The organism is Clostridium bornimense (assembly GCF_000577895.1).
Classification (GTDB): domain Bacteria; phylum Bacillota; class Clostridia; order Clostridiales; family Clostridiaceae; genus Clostridium_AN; species Clostridium_AN bornimense.
Map to the genome: position 1 here is coordinate 48,759 of NZ_HG917869.1, position 16,259 is coordinate 65,017.

The following is a 16,259-nucleotide window of genomic DNA, read 5'->3' on the forward strand; positions in this document are numbered from 1 at the left end:
GTAAGAAACAATAAAAAGGTTTTATAAAAAACACATTATATTTAATAATACAACAAAAATGTAATATAATTGATATACGATGCTTATAGGAGTTGTTAATTTATGAAGATACATATTATTGGAGGAAGTGGTACAGGAAAGTCATATATTTCAGATATGTTATCAAATGAGTTCAATATTCTTCATTTTGATTTGGATAATATCTTTTGGGATAATAATTCAGATTATTATGGGGTAAAGATGCCTATTGATAAAAGAACAAAGCTACTTGAAAATATTCTTGAAGAAGAAGATTGGATTATTGAGGGTGTATATTATAGTTGGCTTAAGGAAAGTTTTAGAGATGCAGATTATATATTTATTTTAAATGTCTCATCATTTGTATATAAGTATAGAATTATCTTAAGATTTTTAAAAAGGAAGGTGGGTATTGAAAAAGGTAAAAAAGAAACAATAAAATCTTTAATTGAGTTAATAAAATGGACTGATAGTTATAAAAAGAATACACTGCCTAAAATAATTGATTTTCTAGAACCATATAAAAATAAAGTTATAGAGGTAAAAAGGGCAAAGGATATTTTTCAATATATAAGAAGTTGAGATGTACATGACATAATTTTTTATAAAAGCAAATTTCAAAGCGGTGGAAAAGAGGGATAAAATGAAAAACAAAAAACTTAACATGAAGTTATTAGATGGTAAATATGGAGTTTGTAGATTAAGCACTGATGAAGCAGTGCCATCCTGGGCATTTAAAGGAGAATTTTTTTCTATAACGAAGACAGAAGATGAGTTATCTATTGTATGTTTAGAGGAAAATATTTCTGAGAAAATAAAATGTGAAAGGAACTGGAGAATATTAAAGGTAGAAGGACCATTAGATTTTTCCCTTGTAGGGATTTTATCCAAGATAAGTGGATTAATGGCTAAGAATGATATAAGTATATTCGCTATTTCTACATATGAGACAGACTATATTCTTATAAAAGATGAAAATATAAAAAAGGCTATAGAAGTACTAAATGAAGATTATTATAATGTGATTATATAAATTTAATGTAATTAGTTTTAAAAGAAAAGGCAGTGGCGTAAAAATCCCATGCCTTTATCTTTAATCATTTTTTGTTAATTTGAAATTTATTAATTAAAAAATTAAATTTAGATTTGCAAATAATTTCAAATAGACAATATCCTATTATAATTCCGATGACATTGAAAATCACATCGTCTATATCTACTGATCTGAATCCTAAAAATAATATATTTTCTATAAGTTGCAATACTTCTATTGATAAAGAAGTAATTAATCCAATGAAAAAACATTTCTTTAAAATCTTTAAGTTTTTCCATAATATAGGTAAAAGTAAAATATTTAAAAAAATAATAAAATATGTTACCATATAGGTTAGTTAAAACTAATTTAAATTTTATATAACTAACTAATAAGCTAATATAAAAAATTAAAGTTCTTAAAAGATAAAAAATTGTTATTTGGTATTTATATGATTTAAGAAAGAGAGGGTTGAAATGAATTCGACAAAAGTAGAAGAATGTCTTGAAATAGATGTTATTCAAGTTTTATCACGGGAGGATGATTGTGTTGTATACCAGATTTCAAATGAAACTGGGGAAGTAATTATGACAAGTTATCAAGTTTTTCCGGGGATTCAGATCATATATAATGATGTGCATATAAAGAAATGTTCTGTCAGAATGGAGTCAGAACATATAGGGGGTAATATTTTTGAAATCAATCATTGTCGTGAAGGTAGAATTGAATGTGAGGTCGGTGGCGAATTTTTTTATCTGACTCCAGGAGATATGTCTATTAACCGAAAGAAAAACACAGGAAATGATTCGTATTTTCCTACTAGTCATTATCATGGGGTATCAGTTCTTGTAGATCCGGATTTAGCGCCACATTGCCTTTCATGCATTCTTGATGATGTTAATGTACAACCTGCTTCGATTATTCAAAAGTTTTGTGGAGAGTCTGAGTCTTTTATTATAAGAAATAATAAACATTTAGAGCATATTTTCCATGAACTATATGGTCTTCCACAGAAAATTAGAAAAGGATATTTTAAGATAAAGGTATTAGAGATTCTCTTATTTCTTGGAGGAACTGAATTTAAGCAAATGGGAGTAAGGAGGGAAATGTATTCGCAGGCGCAAGTAACATTGGCAAAGCAGGTATGTGAATTTTTGTCCACTCACATGGAAAAGCACATTACAATTGAATATTTATCTGATATTTTCCATGTTTCTAAAACACAGCTTAAAAATTGCTTCAAGGGAGTCTATGGAGTATCTATCTATGCATATATAAGAACACAAAAAATGCAGACGGCAGCTATTTTGTTGAAAACGACAGAAAGAACGATTTTGGATATTGCATCTCAATATGGATATCATAATGCCAGTAAATTTGCTAAGGCATTTCGAGATGTAATGGGTGTATCACCGAAGCAGTATCGAAATGAAGGGTGAGAATGCAGTTATGGAGTCGGTAAAACTATTTTTTCAAAATGTCTGTGTGGATTAGAACGTAAATCTAGTGGAAAAGTATTTGTTGATAGAATCAGATATATCAGTGTCCAAATGGAGCCTAAGTTTGATTTAGTGGAGTAGAAGCTAAGAAAATAATATATTACAGTATAGTTACAGAAGGAAATAATATATTATTTATCTTAATTTATGGCAGAGGAGGAATTAATCTTGAAAAGACAATCAAATATGTCAAAGTTATTGGGATATGCAGGAAGATATAAATATCTTACTATTACTTCCTGGATTTTATCCGGAATTAGTGCTCTTTTAGCACTTGCTCCATTTATATATATTTGGAAGATTATTAGGGAGGTTCTGCAGGTTGATCCTGACTTTAATAAGGCACAGAGCCTGTCTCATAATGGGTGGATGGCAGTATTATTTGCTATTGTATCCATGTCGATTTATATTGGTGCATTAATGTGTTCACATATTGCGGCATTTCATGTACAGGCACAAATCCGTTCTCGTGCAATGCATCATATTGTAACATTGCCACTTGGGTTTATGGATGATATTGGAAGTGGGGAGTTAAGAAAAATCATTAATGAGTGCAGTGCCAATACGGAAACCTATCTCGCACATCAGTTGCCAGACAAGGCAGGTGCCATTGTAACACCGATAGGACTTCTTGCATTGCTTATGATATTCGATTGGCACCTGGGATTACTATCGTTAATACCAGTAGTTATTGCATTTGTAATTATGTCGATGATGACAGGAAAAGAAATGCAGCAGAAAATGACTGAGTATCAGAATGCATTGGCTCAAATGTCTAGTGAGGCAGTTGAATATGTGCGTGGTATCCCTGTAGTAAAGACATTTGGACAATCTGTATTTTCCTTTAAACGCTTTAAGGCTAGTATTGATAACTATGAAACATGGACAATTGCCTACACAAAGAATCTTAGGATACCAATGGTACTTTATACGACAGCAATAAATGCAGTATTTACAGTATTAATTGCCGTTTCACTTGTTATTACTACAAGGGGAGGAATTACAGATGAATTTCTATTAAATCTACTTTTTTATATTATTATTACACCAATCATTACTATAACATTGAATAAAATTATGTATTCAAGTGAAAATAAGATGATTGTATCTGATGCTTTAAAACGTATTGATAGTGTGATGGAAATGAAACCATTAGCGCAGTCTGATTATATAAAGCATCCTACTGATAATTCAGTATCTTTGAAAGATGTAACATTCCGCTATCCTAATTCAGATAAAAATGCACTAGATCATATTTCTATGAAAATTAAGTCTGGCCAACATATTGCATTGGTAGGACCATCAGGAAGTGGAAAGTCCACTATAGCTAGTGTTATTACACGTTTTTTTGATATTAACAGTGGAAGTATCAGTATTGGTGGTGTCGATGTAAGAGAAATTATGAAAGAAGAACTGATGGATACGGTATCTTTTGTTTTTCAGGATAGCAGACTTATCAAGGACTCTATTTTGGAAAATGTAAGAATGGCAAAAAAGGATGCTTCACGGCTAGAAGTATTAGAAGCACTTCATAAGGCACAGTGTGATGATATCCTAAGTAAACTTCCAAATGGTGTAGATACTGTAATTGGTACAGGGGGAACCTACCTTTCTGGCGGTGAGTGTCAGAGAATCTCCATTGCTAGAGCAATGCTGAAAAATGCACCGATTTTGATTCTTGATGAAGCTACGGCATTTGCGGATCCAGACAATGAGGTAAAAGTTCAGGCGGCATTTGCAGAACTTTCTAAGGGAAAGACAGTTATTATGATTGCACATAGATTGTCCACAGTCACATCGGCAGATTGTATTTATGTACTAAAGGATGGATGTATATTTGAAAGTGGTACGCATAATGAATTGGTCTCAAGAAAAGGCTTGTATGCGCATATGTGGCATGAGTATAACCATGTAGCACAGTGGAAAGTAGGTGAAAAAAATGCTTAAAAAATTACAACATAGATATGCACTTTCGGAAAAAGGTGCCAAGGATATGGTAAAGGCATTTTGTTGCTGTGTTATATCGAATCTTGCACTGATGTTTCCGGTAGGTTTGTTATATAATCTTGTTTCTGACATTATGAATGAAGGAACTTTATCAGGACGATTTACTTTTTATATTATTGGTTCTATTCTTTGTTTATTATTAATAGCAGTCACAACTTATCTTCAATATAATGCAACATTTCTTGCAACTTATGTAGAAAGTGGTGTACGAAGAATAAGTCTTGCAGAAAAGTTACGTAAACTTCCATTGTCTTTCTTTGGTAAGAAGGATCTTTCTGATTTGACTAGTACTATTATGGCAGATTGTTCAACTATGGAGACAGCTTCATCACACTGGATTCCAGAACTTATAGGATCTCTGATTTCAACAGTGATTATAGCCATTAGTTTATTCTTTTTTGACTGGAGAATGGCACTTGCTTCTCTTTGGGTACTTCCAATTTCTGTTGCTATCGTGTTATTATCATCAAAAGTACAATATAATCTTGGAAAAAGACATATGAAATTAAAAATGGATTGTGCTGATGGTATTCAGGAATGTCTTGAAACGATAAGAGATTTAAAATCCAACAATGCAGAAAAGGAATATCTTGATGGACTTGATAGAAAAATCAAGGCAGTGGAAAAACATTCAATAGTAAATGAACTAGGTACCGCTGTTTTTGTAGCTTCTGCACAGATGATTTTAAAGCTAGGAATTGTTACAACTACTCTTGTAGGCGGAATTTTGCTGCAAAATGGAACACTTAATATACTGACTTTCTTTATGTTTCTGTTAGTAGTATCAAGGATTTATGATCCAATGCAAATGTCTCTACAAAATTTAGCAGCTATCATTTCAACGAAGGTTCAGTGTGAACGTATGAATGAGATTTTGGAGCATCCAGTTCAATCAGGAGCTATGTCACTTTGTAATAATGGATGTGATATTACATTTAAAAATGTAGGTTTTTCTTATGATGATAGGGAAACAGTACTTTCTGATGTTTCATTTACTGCAAAGCAAGGTGAAGTAACTGCACTGATTGGTCCATCTGGAGGTGGTAAAACAACTGTATCTCGACTTGCAACGAGATTTTGGGATATTACTAAAGGAAAAATTACTGTTGGAGGGATGGATATTTCCAAGATTGATCCGGAAACATTGTTATCTCTTTATTCAATTGTTTTTCAGGATGTTACACTTTTTAACAATACAGTTATGGAAAATATTCGTATTGGACGTAAGGATGCTACAGATAAGGAAGTGTTGGAAGCTGCAAGATATGCTCATTGTGATGAGTTTGTAGAGAAATTACCACAAAGATATAATACGATGATTGGTGAAAATGGTTCAGAACTTTCAGGGGGAGAGCGTCAAAGGATTTCTATTGCTAGAGCATTTCTTAAAAATGCGCCTATTATTCTTTTGGATGAAGCTACAGCGTCTCTTGATGTGGACAATGAAACATTGATTCAGGAATCAATTTCAAAGTTGATCAAGGATAAAACTGTGATGATTATTGCACATCGTATGCGTACAGTAGCAGCAGCAGATAAAATAGTAGTACTTAAAGATGGTGTGGTAGCACAACAAGGAACACCAGATAAGCTTATAAATGAGGATGGAATATATAGAAATATGGTTATGTTACAGGCTGAATCTGGGAACTGGAAGATGAATTAGGTGAGATAAGAATAAAAGTTACTATTATCGATGGTAGTTAGAAAAATATCTAGAAAGGTATTGGAAGGAAATATTCCAATACCTTTTAAAATTTGTAAGAGAATATCTATATAAGATATGAACTAAAAAAGATTTTTTTAGTAAACATGACATACACCGGTCATATTCACTCTAATATAATAACCTTATAAATATGTGATTAGAAAGGAATTATAGTATATGCATGAGGTTATAGCAAAGGGGATTCTCTCTAGTAATAATGGAATGAATGTATATAGGGGGTGTAGTCACGGATGTATATATTGTGACTCGAGAAGTCATTGTTATGGCATGAATCATAAATTTGAAGATATTGAAGTGAAAGTAAATGCGCCAGAGTTATTAGAAGCTAGTTTAAAAAGAAAGAGAAATAAATGTATCATTGGTACTGGAGCAATGACTGATCCATATATTCATTTAGAAGAAAGAATTAAAAATACACGAAGATGTTTAGAGATCATTGAAAGGTACGGTTTTGGAGTAGCTATCCACACTAAGTCCAATAGAATACTAAGAGATTTAGATTTGCTAAAAAGAATTAATGAAAAAAGTAAATGTGTTGTGCAAATGACATTAACCACATATGATGAAGGATTGTGCAAGGTTATTGAACCTAATGTTTCAACTACAAAGGAACGATTTGAAGTATTAAAAGTAATGAGGGATAATGGGATACCGACAGTAGTTTGGTTAGCACCTATTTTACCATATATTAATGATACAGAAGAAAATATAAGGGGAATATTAGACTATTGTATAGAAGCTAAAGTAAAGGGAATTATTGTCTTTAATATTGGTCTTACCTTAAGGGATGGCAATCGCCAATATTTTTATAAAATGTTGGATTTGCATTTCAAAGGATTAAAGGAAAGGTACATAAGAGAATATGGTAACAGATATGAGATAATAAGCAAAAATAGTGATTATTTGATGAAGATTATAAGAGAAACTTGTTATAAAAATAAAATAATATGTGGTGTAAATGAAGTTTTTAAATATATGAGAACCTTGGAAGATACTAAGAGAAATGTTCAGATAAAATTTGATATATAGCTTATAAGCAGTAACAATTTCACTAACTTGTTGTAAATATATGTATCGAATGGTAGTATATTAATATTATGAATATAAGGAGAGATTTATGAGGAGAGTTATTAATATAAAAAACATGATAGTTCTAATTATAACATTAATAATTATGATACCTGTTTCTTATTGTGTTGTATCTGATATTAACTTCAAAGATAATCCTAATGCTATTCGTGATTCGATATACAGGGATTATAAAGATTATTTTAAATATAAAGAAGAGCACCAACAGGAAGAAGCAGGTGATAGGTATATACATTATTCACTATTACCAGTTGAGACAATGATTGCATTAGATTGTGTAGATATAGATAGAGATTTTACGCAAGCAGGAGACAAGTTTATAAGTTCTTATGTAGATAAATACTACTTAGGTGCTACTATTTATGATAAAAGAGATTTCAATAGAATGATATCAGTTTCTGTAACAGAAGAAATAAATCAGCTGTTTCATAAATATTCAGAAGAAGGTAAGCCATATCTATACAAGAAAGTTTTTATATTTATAGCGATAAAATTTTTGTTCTACTTTATTATGATATATATCATTGCTAATTCAATTGTTAAAAGAAATCGAGAAGATAAAATAGATGATGGTTCTATGATAAAAAGGTCTATTTTCCGCAGGGATATGTAGATTGAAGGTAAAAAATATAAATATCTGCAATTATTTCTCGGGAAATAATCATGTATTATAAAAAAGTATGAAGATAAATGGAGGATCCCATGAATGAAAAGTCTATAGGACGAGGAATAATAGTTCTTTCTATATCAAGTATTATATTGAAATTATTATCATCAATATATATGCCAATATTGTCGTTAATTCTAAAAGATAAAGGGGTGGCAGTATACAATATTGGATACAATTATTTTGTTTTTTTATTTGCAATAACTAGTTTAGGGTTTCAGCCTGTAATCACGAAGCTTGTTGTGGAGGAGAAGGCAAATAAATCAGGTAGAACTTTTGAAGTGCTGAATGAGTCAAAGAGGTTTTTGATGATATTAGGTGGTATAGTTAGTATATTATTTGTTTTACTTTCGAAGCCACTTTCTATCATTGCAAAAAGCAAAGAAGTTATGATTGTTATTATTTTTTTAGCGCCGGCAATTTTATTTGCAGCTATATTAACTACATATAGAGGCTTTTTTCAAGGAGATAATGATATAAATGAACTTAGCATATCAAATATTATTGAACAAGTGTTGAATGTGATTTTTAGTTTGATTTGTGCTTCTATATTAATAAAAATATCTATTTCCTTTGGAAGTGCAGGAGGTACTATTGGTACAACGGTAGGAGCAGTTGGAGCAATAGTATATCTTAAATATGCATTAAATAGAAGATATCCAGAATATAAAAAGAAATATAAGAAATCATATAATAATGAGATTTTAAAAAAGTTATTGGTAACTACGATACCATTTGTATTAATAGCAGCGATACAAAATTTATCTAATATTATAGATACACTTGCAGTTAAAAATTTAGTTGTAATTGATAGTGATGTGAAAATAGCTACATTAGGATATTACTTATCAATAGTAAATATACCGTTAGTAATAATAACTTCTTTAGGGATTGGTATTTTCCCTAAAATAATTAAAGGTTATGTTGAAAAAAATAAAGATCAGCTAATAGTTCAAACATCATATTGTTATAAATTAATTTATACTATTACCATACCATCAATATGCGGTATTATGATTTTCGCTAAAGATATATTTAAGTTTTTATATGGAAGGGATTTTGGTGGCGAAATATTAATAATAGGTGCTATTTCATTAGTATTTATGTCCTTTTCTACAATACAAAATATAATTATTCAAGGTATAAATCAATTAAAGTATATTATATCAGTAGGACTTTTATCTATTTTAATAAAAACAGCATTAAATTTAATACTTATTAGAATTGATAATATAAATGTTATTGGCTCTGTTATCTCTACAATAGTGTCATTGGCAATAGTTTCATACTTAAATCATATTAAATTAGAAAAATCTTTTGAGGTTAAAATACCGCTTATAAAGCAAGGAAAAAGATCATTAATTGCTTCAATAATTATGACGATTGTTTTAGTGTTAATAAGATATAAGTTGTTAAATAACTTCATAATGGATAACTATACAAGAGTTAATGTTGGGATAGTAATGTTATCATTAGTAGCAGTTGGTGGAATAATATATTTTTTAGCATTGCTATTTATTGGTGGTATTACAAAGTATGAATTGGACACTATTTCACCAAAGATATATGATAAGCTTCCAAAGATACTTAAAAGTAAAGTAGTCACTAAGTATTATTGCTAAGCCATTTGTTACTAGAGAACTATATCGTTCAGAGGTAATGAGAAAAGATTTAGAATTTCTTTTAGGAGAAAAAATAGATTCAGCTAAGAGTTTAGCATCAACTGAGGCATGTGTTTCAAGAATAGAAGAAATATCTAAAGGGATACGTAATGAATTATCATAATATGTTAGATGGTATTAAATCACAGTAGGAAAAGAAAACAGATTTTATAAATGAAGTTAGTAATTCATATATTTATAATTTAACAATATTAAATGAGTTAGAAGCAAAATTGAAATAGTATTTAAGAGAGAATAAATAAGTTATATTTACTCTCTCTTTTTTATTTTATTGGATTTTTTGATAATTTAGAAATAAAAAGCTATTACAGAAGAAAAAATTCAAAAAAAAGAAATATAAACCATAATATGTAAAAATATTAAAATAGTGGTATAATAAAAGTGAAATAATGTAGATGGAGGGAATTGTATGGGAAAAAGAACAAAAAGATTATTATCACTTATTACTGTGTGTTTATCTATTATGGTAACATTCAATGGTAGTACAGCAAAAGCTATGTCAGGAGGAAATTTTTTAACTACTAATATTAGTTCAATATTTGAGAAAGGAGTTAAGGAATATTCTAATACTAGAGATTTAGGAACTATCAATAATGGAGAAGCTCCAGAGGTTTATTTAGACGAAGAAGATAGTTGCAAGTTTATAGATGGGAGTTATACTAATATAAAGGTTGAGAATGAAGATGATGCCATAGAATCTATAAATAGCATTAAGAAACTAATGAAAATAAATTATCCAGAAGATGAATTTGAGGTATCAAAAGTAAATAGTACTGGAGATTTAGTATCATATAAATTACAACAAATATATAATGATATACCTTTATACGGAAGAGAAATTGTGGTAGTTACTGATGGGGAAGGAAATACAACTTCTGTAGGAGGAAATTATTTAGAAGGTGTTAGTGTAGATACAAATGCTGAAATTAGTAAAGAGAATATTGCAAGTTACATTACAAAAATATATGGAAGTGATGCAAAAGTTAATAATGAGGAATTAGTTATATATTCATTGAATGATGTAGAACCAACATTATGTTGGAAAGTTACAGTTGAAGGGGCTAAGAATGGAGAACTTTATACAGTAAACTCTTTTATTAATGCTAAAACAGGGGAATTAGTAAATGAAGTATCATTAATAACAAAAGGCGCTGAACAAGGGACAGGAGTAGATTTAAAAGGAGAAACTAAAACATTTAATGTTAATAAAAAAGATATTTTAATGAGTACACTTTATGAGTTATTTGATACAGAAAGAAATATAAAAATATACAAGGCTAACCTTGGATACATACCAGGAATTCCGATAACAAGTAGAAATAATACTTGGAATGATCCAGTAGCGGTATCAGCTATACATAATTTTGGACATGTATATGATTATTACTATAATAAATTTAACAGAGTATCTTTTGATAATAAAGGTGCTTCAATAGTAGCAAGTATTCATTATAAAGATATATATAATTGGCGAGGCTTGGATAATGCTTTTTGGTCATCAACTAATTCACAATTTATTTTTGGAGATGGTTATCAGTTATGTACACCTCTTATTGGTGCATTGGATGTTGTAGGACATGAGTATACCCATGCAGTAGTGGAGTATACCGCTGGTTTAGAATATCAAGGAGAGTCCGGCGCCTTAAATGAATCTTATGCAGATATATTAGGAAATATAATTGAAGGAAAAGATGATGAACAATGGTTAGTAGGAGAAGACATTATGAAGAATGGAGATATAGCTATAAGAAGTATGGCTAATCCTGAAGAGTTACATCAACCAAGTGTAATTGGTGGTGAATATTATGTAGACCCTAATGATACAACATATGATAATGGTGGCGTTCATATAAATAGTGGTATTTTAAATCATGCTGCATATTTAATGTGGGAAAATGGTATATCTGATAAAGACAAATTAGCAAAATTATTCTATAATTCTTTATTTATCATGAATTCCACTGCTAATTTTCAAGATTGTAGAATCGCAGTAACTAGTGCAGCTAATAATTTAGGTATGAGTTCAGAAGAGTTAGATATAATAAATAATGCATTTGATGAAGTAGGTATCAGTGTAAAGACCTTAGAATAATACATATATAAATTAAAGGAGGATATATTATTAGAAATAAGATGGTTATTGATGGACTTGTTCTAATTATTTTAATAGTTGGTATAAGCTTATTTATCTATAATAAAAACTCTACTGGTGAAGAGCAAAAAAAGAGATATACAACATATGACTTTAATGATTTAGAAAACATAAAATCTTATGACATAGATTATTTAAAGATATTGAATGATAATAAAAATCCAACTATATATTATAATGAAGATGGTTCAGTTAAAGCAATATATGGAAAGTATACAGATATGACTATTAATAATGGTAAAGATGCTATTCATTCTTTGTATAATATAAAAGATTTGATGGGGATTTCTGATCCAGCTAAGGAATTTATAGTAGATAAAGAAACGAAGCAAGAAGGTCAAGTAATATATAGATTACAGCAAATACATAATGGATATTTAGTATATTCAAATCAAATCATTGTAACAGTAAATGAAAAAGGACAAGCTACATCTATATCAGGAAAGTATACGCCTCTATCTAATATTAGTTTTAACAATAAGATTAACAAAAAAGAGGGAATTAAAGTTGCAAAAAAATACTCGTCTAGTGGTATCGGAACCAAGTATCAAGGAGAAAAAGTTGTATATATACAAAGAGATAATTCAGCAAAAGTAGCATGGATGATAAGATATACTAATATAAGAAATACAACAAAAGACAAAGTTATGTTTATTGACGCGGAAAATGGGAAATTGATATCGGAAGTACCATTAGCTGTGAATTAAGAAATTGATGATATTATTAATGATGGACTATTATGTACAAAAGGAGAGGAGTCAAAAATTATAATTGAATCCTCTCCTTTTTGTAGTTATAGCTCAATATAAATTCTATGATTTATAGCCTAATGAAGGTGTTTTGTATAATAAATAAAACTTAGAACAAACTAAAATAAAGATATAATATTAAAGGAGTATATATAGAAATGAAAAAGATTTTAAGGAATTCATTAATCTTATTATTTGTATTATCTTTAATTTTAGTGCCATCTAAGGCTGAAGCTTTTGGTAATAAAATCAAAGAAGTACCTTATAATAAAGCTACTTGTCAATTAAGAATGGCGGAAAGAAAACTTTGGATAGATCATGTTTTATGGACTAGAAGTTTTATTGTAAGTGATTTAAGCGAATTGGAGGATAAGGGACCGGTATTAGAAAGATTGCTAAAAAATCAAGATGATATTGGTAATTCAATTAAGCCTTACTATGGAGAAGAAGCAGGGAATAAACTTGCCACTTTACTTAGAGAACATATAGAACTTGCTGGTGAAGTTACAAATGCTGCTAAAAGTGGAGACAAAGATAACCTAGATAAGTATAATAAGTTATGGTATAAAAATGCTGATGAAATATCAGATTTTTTAAGTGCTGCCAATCCTAATTATTCAAAGGAAGAATTAGAAGATATGTTGCACAAGCATTTACAGTTTGTTACAGATCAAGTGGTGACTAGATTAAATAAAGACTGGAATGCAGATATAAATTCATTTGATAAAGGTGAGGATCATATGATTATGTTTGCAGATATGCTTATTGATGGAATAGTAAAACAATTTCCTGAGAAATTTAAATAATATATAAGAAAGCTATGCTTATTAATTTTAGGCATAGCTTTTTATTTAGTCTTTATCATTAGCTATTAAAGAATGAGAAAATATAGTATGATAAGAATTAAATGGATTAGATGATAGAATTCCTAATAGAAATGCAAAGATTAAGGTTAGAAGTGCAGAAATTACACTCTTTACAACAGAAGAGACATAATAAAAATGTAGCACATATTTATTAAGAAAAGTTTGGAGGACAGAAGATGAATGTTTTATCATTAGAAGAATTAAAAGATAAAGGTGCAATTTATATAAAAGATATATTATTTGGTTTTGATAATTATAAATCAGAAATATTAACGTTGTCAGAGCAGGAAGCAGAAGAGTTTTTTAAAGAAATGTGGATAGACAGTGGTAAGAAAAATTGCTATGTTGATTTTTATTATTTTACTCTAAATGATGAAGCAAGGAAGATAGTAGAAAAAGAATTAACTAAAGAGGAAATAGTATTCATTCAAGGTATAAAGCCAGAAGAAACAGATAAAATATATTTTGAATTTGACCAAGCACTTTTAAAGATTGTAGTAAAGCTTAATGCAAGAGAGATATTATTTTCTACTTTCTATTTTATAAACAATAAAAGTACTTGGTGGGGAAATTATAATAAAGAATATGTTAAATTTTCATAGAGTGAATTAAAGGAGAAATAGTATGGAATTATTAGATATAGTTGATGAAAATGGGGAACCAACAGGAGAAGTAAGGGATAGAGAAGAGATTCATTCAAAAGGATTGTTACATAGAACCTCTCATCTATGGATAGTAAGAGATAATGATAAAGGTGGTTTAGATGTCCTACTTCAGAAAAGAAGTGACAATAAAGATTCTAATCCGGGGTGCTATGATATATCTTCTGCGGGACATATTAAAGCAGGAGATGGATATTTAAATTCAGCTATAAGAGAGCTAAGAGAGGAACTTGGAATAGAAGCATCACAGGAGGAACTAGTTCAGTGCTATGTTAGAAGAGTAAGGTATGAAGCAATATTTCATGGTAAGGAATTTAGAGATAATCAAGTAACAAGGGTTTACAGAATGAAGAGAAATGATATAAATATTGAAAATTTAACATTACAAAAGGAAGAAGTATCTTCAGTTATATGGATGGATTTAGAAGAATGTATTAAGGCAGTACGGGATAATACATTTAAAAATTATATATGCTTAGAGGAAATAGAGAAAATACTATTCTAATATATAGCTATTATAGTATTTTCCCGATATCAATAGCACTAATATGTTTTAGAATTAAAAATAATAAAAAACTAAAAGGAGAGGATTCAAAATTAATTGAAGTGTCTCCTTTTTTCTATATAGTTAATAAATAACTAAAGCTATATTACTTTTATAGGATTTGTTTTAAATCAATGTTAATTATTTGGTTCATTAATTCAAATATTTAGCTATAACTAAACTTTATTATAACATTAATGATAAATATTATATTTAACGAATTCAAAGAAAAGAATGATAAACTAGAAAATATCCTATTGAAGATACAATGATAACTGTAATTATATAAAGAAACTTATTATTTGCTTTTTTATAGAACCAGTAACCTAAGGCTATAAAACTTAGAAAATCAAAAACAAATTGTCCTAGAAAAGTGTGATAATTGTATAAATATATACTTACTCCAATTGTTTCAGCAAGTAATCCGCTTATTGGTAAAGCGTACAGTAAGCTGCTTAGTTTACTTTGTTTATTCCAGTAATAAAGTACAAAACCAACTAATGCACAAGCCAAAGCAATAATGTTATAGGTATTTAACAATCCCCAATTAATAAAATACACATCGCCAGATTGTGAGTTGATTATTTCAAAAACACTCTGTAAAAAATAGAAGTTAAAATTCATACTTGCTAAATATAGAAATACATTAATAGCTGCATTTTTATTTGAACAACTAAAATATATAATCAATGTTGTTGTAGTCATCCAAAAACCAAATAGAGTCGCTATTGAACTATACTTATTTTGCCATAAGATCTTGGCATATTTTCAGGTTTAGTTCCTTTATATGAATTAGCAAAGAAAACTTTATACTATCAACAGAGTCTACACCAAGGAAATTCATCACTACTAAAACTGACCATATTTATATTATAACCCATTATAGGAAAAATATAGATTTTTTTACTTAAAGTTATAATAAAGTGTACCACAAAGGTTGATAAGGAAATCAAGGATATTGAAATTTAGAATAAAATTAATATGGAACCTTTTTGATAGGAGAATCGTCTATTATATGAATCGATTCGGAGAGGAGTATATTGAATGATTGATGAACTATTATTAAAAAAAGCAATAAGAGGGGATAAAGAATGTTTTATTAAGTTATTGGAACCGATAAAAGAAAGTTTATATAAGGTAGCTTTCATGTATCTAAAAAATGAAGATGATGCATTAGATTGTATTCAAGAATCTATAATAAAAGCTATACAATCACTTAGTAGTTTAAAAGAACCTCAATATTTCAATACGTGGATTACTCGAATTACGATAAATACTTGTAAAGATTATATTAAAAAATCTAATAAGGTTGTTTCAGTAGATATAAAAGATTATGAAAATAAATTAGTTGCTGAAAATGAAGAGTTTGATGATATGGAAGATATACAAAGGGCTTTAGAAAAATTGAGTGACAAGGAAAGAGAACTGATAGTAATGAGATATTTAAAAGATATGTCGCTTAAAGATATTTCAACGACAATTGATATGCCAGTAGGTGCAGTAAAAAGTAGATTGAGTAGAAGTTTAAAGAGATTAAAAGTACATATGGAGGCGAGATAAGA

Annotated in this window: 16 protein-coding genes; 15 read left to right on the plus strand and 1 reads right to left on the minus strand. The window is 29.2% G+C overall.

Translation table 11 applies throughout. From position 1 onward, the window contains the following. The first annotated feature begins 102 nt into the window (after positions 1 to 102). Positions 103 to 600, plus strand: coding sequence for a P-loop NTPase family protein (locus CM240_RS13595; RefSeq protein WP_044040059.1), 498 nt, complete (start codon positions 103 to 105; stop codon positions 598 to 600). Between the two features lie 61 nt (positions 601 to 661). After that, a complete protein-coding gene (locus CM240_RS13600; RefSeq protein WP_044040061.1) occupies positions 662 to 1,051 on the plus strand; it encodes an ACT domain-containing protein in 390 nt (129 codons plus the stop codon). Positions 1,052 to 1,115: 64 nt separating this feature from the next. Here the strand turns inward: CM240_RS13600 and CM240_RS18225 are convergent, their stop codons facing one another. After that, on the minus strand, positions 1,116 to 1,400 hold the full coding sequence (locus tag CM240_RS18225) for a VanZ family protein (RefSeq protein ID WP_084485518.1): 285 nt from the start codon (positions 1,398 to 1,400) through the stop codon (positions 1,116 to 1,118). 127 nt (positions 1,401 to 1,527) lie between these two features. Here CM240_RS18225 and CM240_RS13605 point away from each other — a divergent pair, with 127 nt between their 5' ends. The 13 genes from CM240_RS13605 to CM240_RS13665 all read left to right on the plus strand — a co-directional run bounded on the left by CM240_RS13605 (position 1,528) and on the right by CM240_RS13665 (position 16,257). Beyond that, complete coding sequence (locus CM240_RS13605; RefSeq protein WP_044040063.1) at positions 1,528 to 2,490, plus strand: helix-turn-helix domain-containing protein; 963 nt, start codon at positions 1,528 to 1,530, stop codon at positions 2,488 to 2,490. Between the two features lie 228 nt (positions 2,491 to 2,718). Beyond that, positions 2,719 to 4,497, plus strand: a complete 1,779-nt coding sequence (locus CM240_RS13610) for an ABC transporter ATP-binding protein (RefSeq protein ID WP_044040066.1) — start codon at positions 2,719 to 2,721, stop codon at positions 4,495 to 4,497. Beyond that, positions 4,490 to 6,223, plus strand: a complete 1,734-nt coding sequence (locus CM240_RS13615; protein WP_044040067.1) for an ABC transporter ATP-binding protein — start codon at positions 4,490 to 4,492, stop codon at positions 6,221 to 6,223. The genes CM240_RS13610 and CM240_RS13615 overlap by 8 nt, the downstream gene beginning before the upstream one ends. 219 nt (positions 6,224 to 6,442) lie before the next feature. After that, the gene (locus CM240_RS13620; protein WP_044040068.1) at positions 6,443 to 7,315 is read left to right on the plus strand and encodes an SPL family radical SAM protein; all 873 of its coding nucleotides are present in this window, start codon (positions 6,443 to 6,445) and stop codon (positions 7,313 to 7,315) included. 88 nt (positions 7,316 to 7,403) lie between these two features. Beyond that, positions 7,404 to 7,988 carry a hypothetical protein gene (locus tag CM240_RS13625; protein WP_044040069.1) on the plus strand — a complete coding sequence of 195 codons (585 nt, stop codon included), beginning with the start codon at positions 7,404 to 7,406 and terminating at the stop codon, positions 7,986 to 7,988. Between the two features lie 89 nt (positions 7,989 to 8,077). Then, positions 8,078 to 9,664 carry an oligosaccharide flippase family protein gene (locus tag CM240_RS13630; RefSeq protein WP_044040070.1) on the plus strand — a complete coding sequence of 529 codons (1,587 nt, stop codon included), beginning with the start codon at positions 8,078 to 8,080 and terminating at the stop codon, positions 9,662 to 9,664. Positions 9,665 to 9,701: 37 nt separating this feature from the next. Then, complete coding sequence (locus CM240_RS18160) at positions 9,702 to 9,827, plus strand: hypothetical protein (protein WP_278246589.1); 126 nt, start codon at positions 9,702 to 9,704, stop codon at positions 9,825 to 9,827. 306 nt (positions 9,828 to 10,133) lie between these two features. Continuing rightward, positions 10,134 to 11,816: a M4 family metallopeptidase gene (locus tag CM240_RS16960; RefSeq protein ID WP_051483861.1), complete on the plus strand. Its 1,683-nt coding sequence runs from the start codon at positions 10,134 to 10,136 to the stop codon at positions 11,814 to 11,816. Between the two features lie 41 nt (positions 11,817 to 11,857). Next, the gene (locus tag CM240_RS13640) at positions 11,858 to 12,583 is read left to right on the plus strand and encodes a hypothetical protein (RefSeq protein ID WP_044040071.1); all 726 of its coding nucleotides are present in this window, start codon (positions 11,858 to 11,860) and stop codon (positions 12,581 to 12,583) included. A gap of 200 nt (positions 12,584 to 12,783) precedes the next feature. After that, positions 12,784 to 13,431 (plus strand): hypothetical protein, encoded by a 648-nt coding sequence (locus CM240_RS13645; RefSeq protein WP_044040072.1) that lies wholly within the window; start codon positions 12,784 to 12,786, stop codon positions 13,429 to 13,431. A gap of 236 nt (positions 13,432 to 13,667) precedes the next feature. Continuing rightward, positions 13,668 to 14,093 (plus strand): hypothetical protein, encoded by a 426-nt coding sequence (locus tag CM240_RS13650; RefSeq protein ID WP_044040073.1) that lies wholly within the window; start codon positions 13,668 to 13,670, stop codon positions 14,091 to 14,093. Between the two features lie 22 nt (positions 14,094 to 14,115). Then, on the plus strand, positions 14,116 to 14,658 hold the full coding sequence (locus CM240_RS13655) for an NUDIX hydrolase (RefSeq protein ID WP_044040074.1): 543 nt from the start codon (positions 14,116 to 14,118) through the stop codon (positions 14,656 to 14,658). Between the two features lie 1,083 nt (positions 14,659 to 15,741). Then, entirely contained in the window at positions 15,742 to 16,257 is a 516-nt protein-coding gene (locus CM240_RS13665; protein WP_044040075.1) for a sigma-70 family RNA polymerase sigma factor, read from the plus strand. The last annotated feature ends 2 nt before the right edge of the window (positions 16,258 to 16,259 follow it).

Bases quoted from the DNA above. Each gene is read 5' to 3' on its own strand.
- CM240_RS13595 (WP_044040059.1), top strand. From the start codon at position 103: ATGAAGATACATATTATTGGAGGAAGTGGTACAGGAAAGTCATATATT.
- CM240_RS13600 (WP_044040061.1), top strand. From the start codon at position 662: ATGAAAAACAAAAAACTTAACATGAAGTTATTAGATGGTAAATATGGA.
- CM240_RS18225 (WP_084485518.1), bottom strand. From the start codon at position 1,400: ATGGTAACATATTTTATTATTTTTTTAAATATTTTACTTTTACCTATA.
- CM240_RS13605 (WP_044040063.1), top strand. From the start codon at position 1,528: ATGAATTCGACAAAAGTAGAAGAATGTCTTGAAATAGATGTTATTCAA.
- CM240_RS13615 (WP_044040067.1), top strand. From the start codon at position 4,490: ATGCTTAAAAAATTACAACATAGATATGCACTTTCGGAAAAAGGTGCC.
- CM240_RS13620 (WP_044040068.1), top strand. From the start codon at position 6,443: ATGCATGAGGTTATAGCAAAGGGGATTCTCTCTAGTAATAATGGAATG.
- CM240_RS13625 (WP_044040069.1), top strand. From the start codon at position 7,404: ATGAGGAGAGTTATTAATATAAAAAACATGATAGTTCTAATTATAACA.
- CM240_RS13630 (WP_044040070.1), top strand. From the start codon at position 8,078: ATGAATGAAAAGTCTATAGGACGAGGAATAATAGTTCTTTCTATATCA.
- CM240_RS18160 (WP_278246589.1), top strand. From the start codon at position 9,702: ATGAGAAAAGATTTAGAATTTCTTTTAGGAGAAAAAATAGATTCAGCT.
- CM240_RS16960 (WP_051483861.1), top strand. From the start codon at position 10,134: ATGGGAAAAAGAACAAAAAGATTATTATCACTTATTACTGTGTGTTTA.
- CM240_RS13640 (WP_044040071.1), top strand. From the start codon at position 11,858: ATGGTTATTGATGGACTTGTTCTAATTATTTTAATAGTTGGTATAAGC.
- CM240_RS13645 (WP_044040072.1), top strand. From the start codon at position 12,784: ATGAAAAAGATTTTAAGGAATTCATTAATCTTATTATTTGTATTATCT.
- CM240_RS13650 (WP_044040073.1), top strand. From the start codon at position 13,668: ATGAATGTTTTATCATTAGAAGAATTAAAAGATAAAGGTGCAATTTAT.
- CM240_RS13655 (WP_044040074.1), top strand. From the start codon at position 14,116: ATGGAATTATTAGATATAGTTGATGAAAATGGGGAACCAACAGGAGAA.
- CM240_RS13665 (WP_044040075.1), top strand. From the start codon at position 15,742: ATGATTGATGAACTATTATTAAAAAAAGCAATAAGAGGGGATAAAGAA.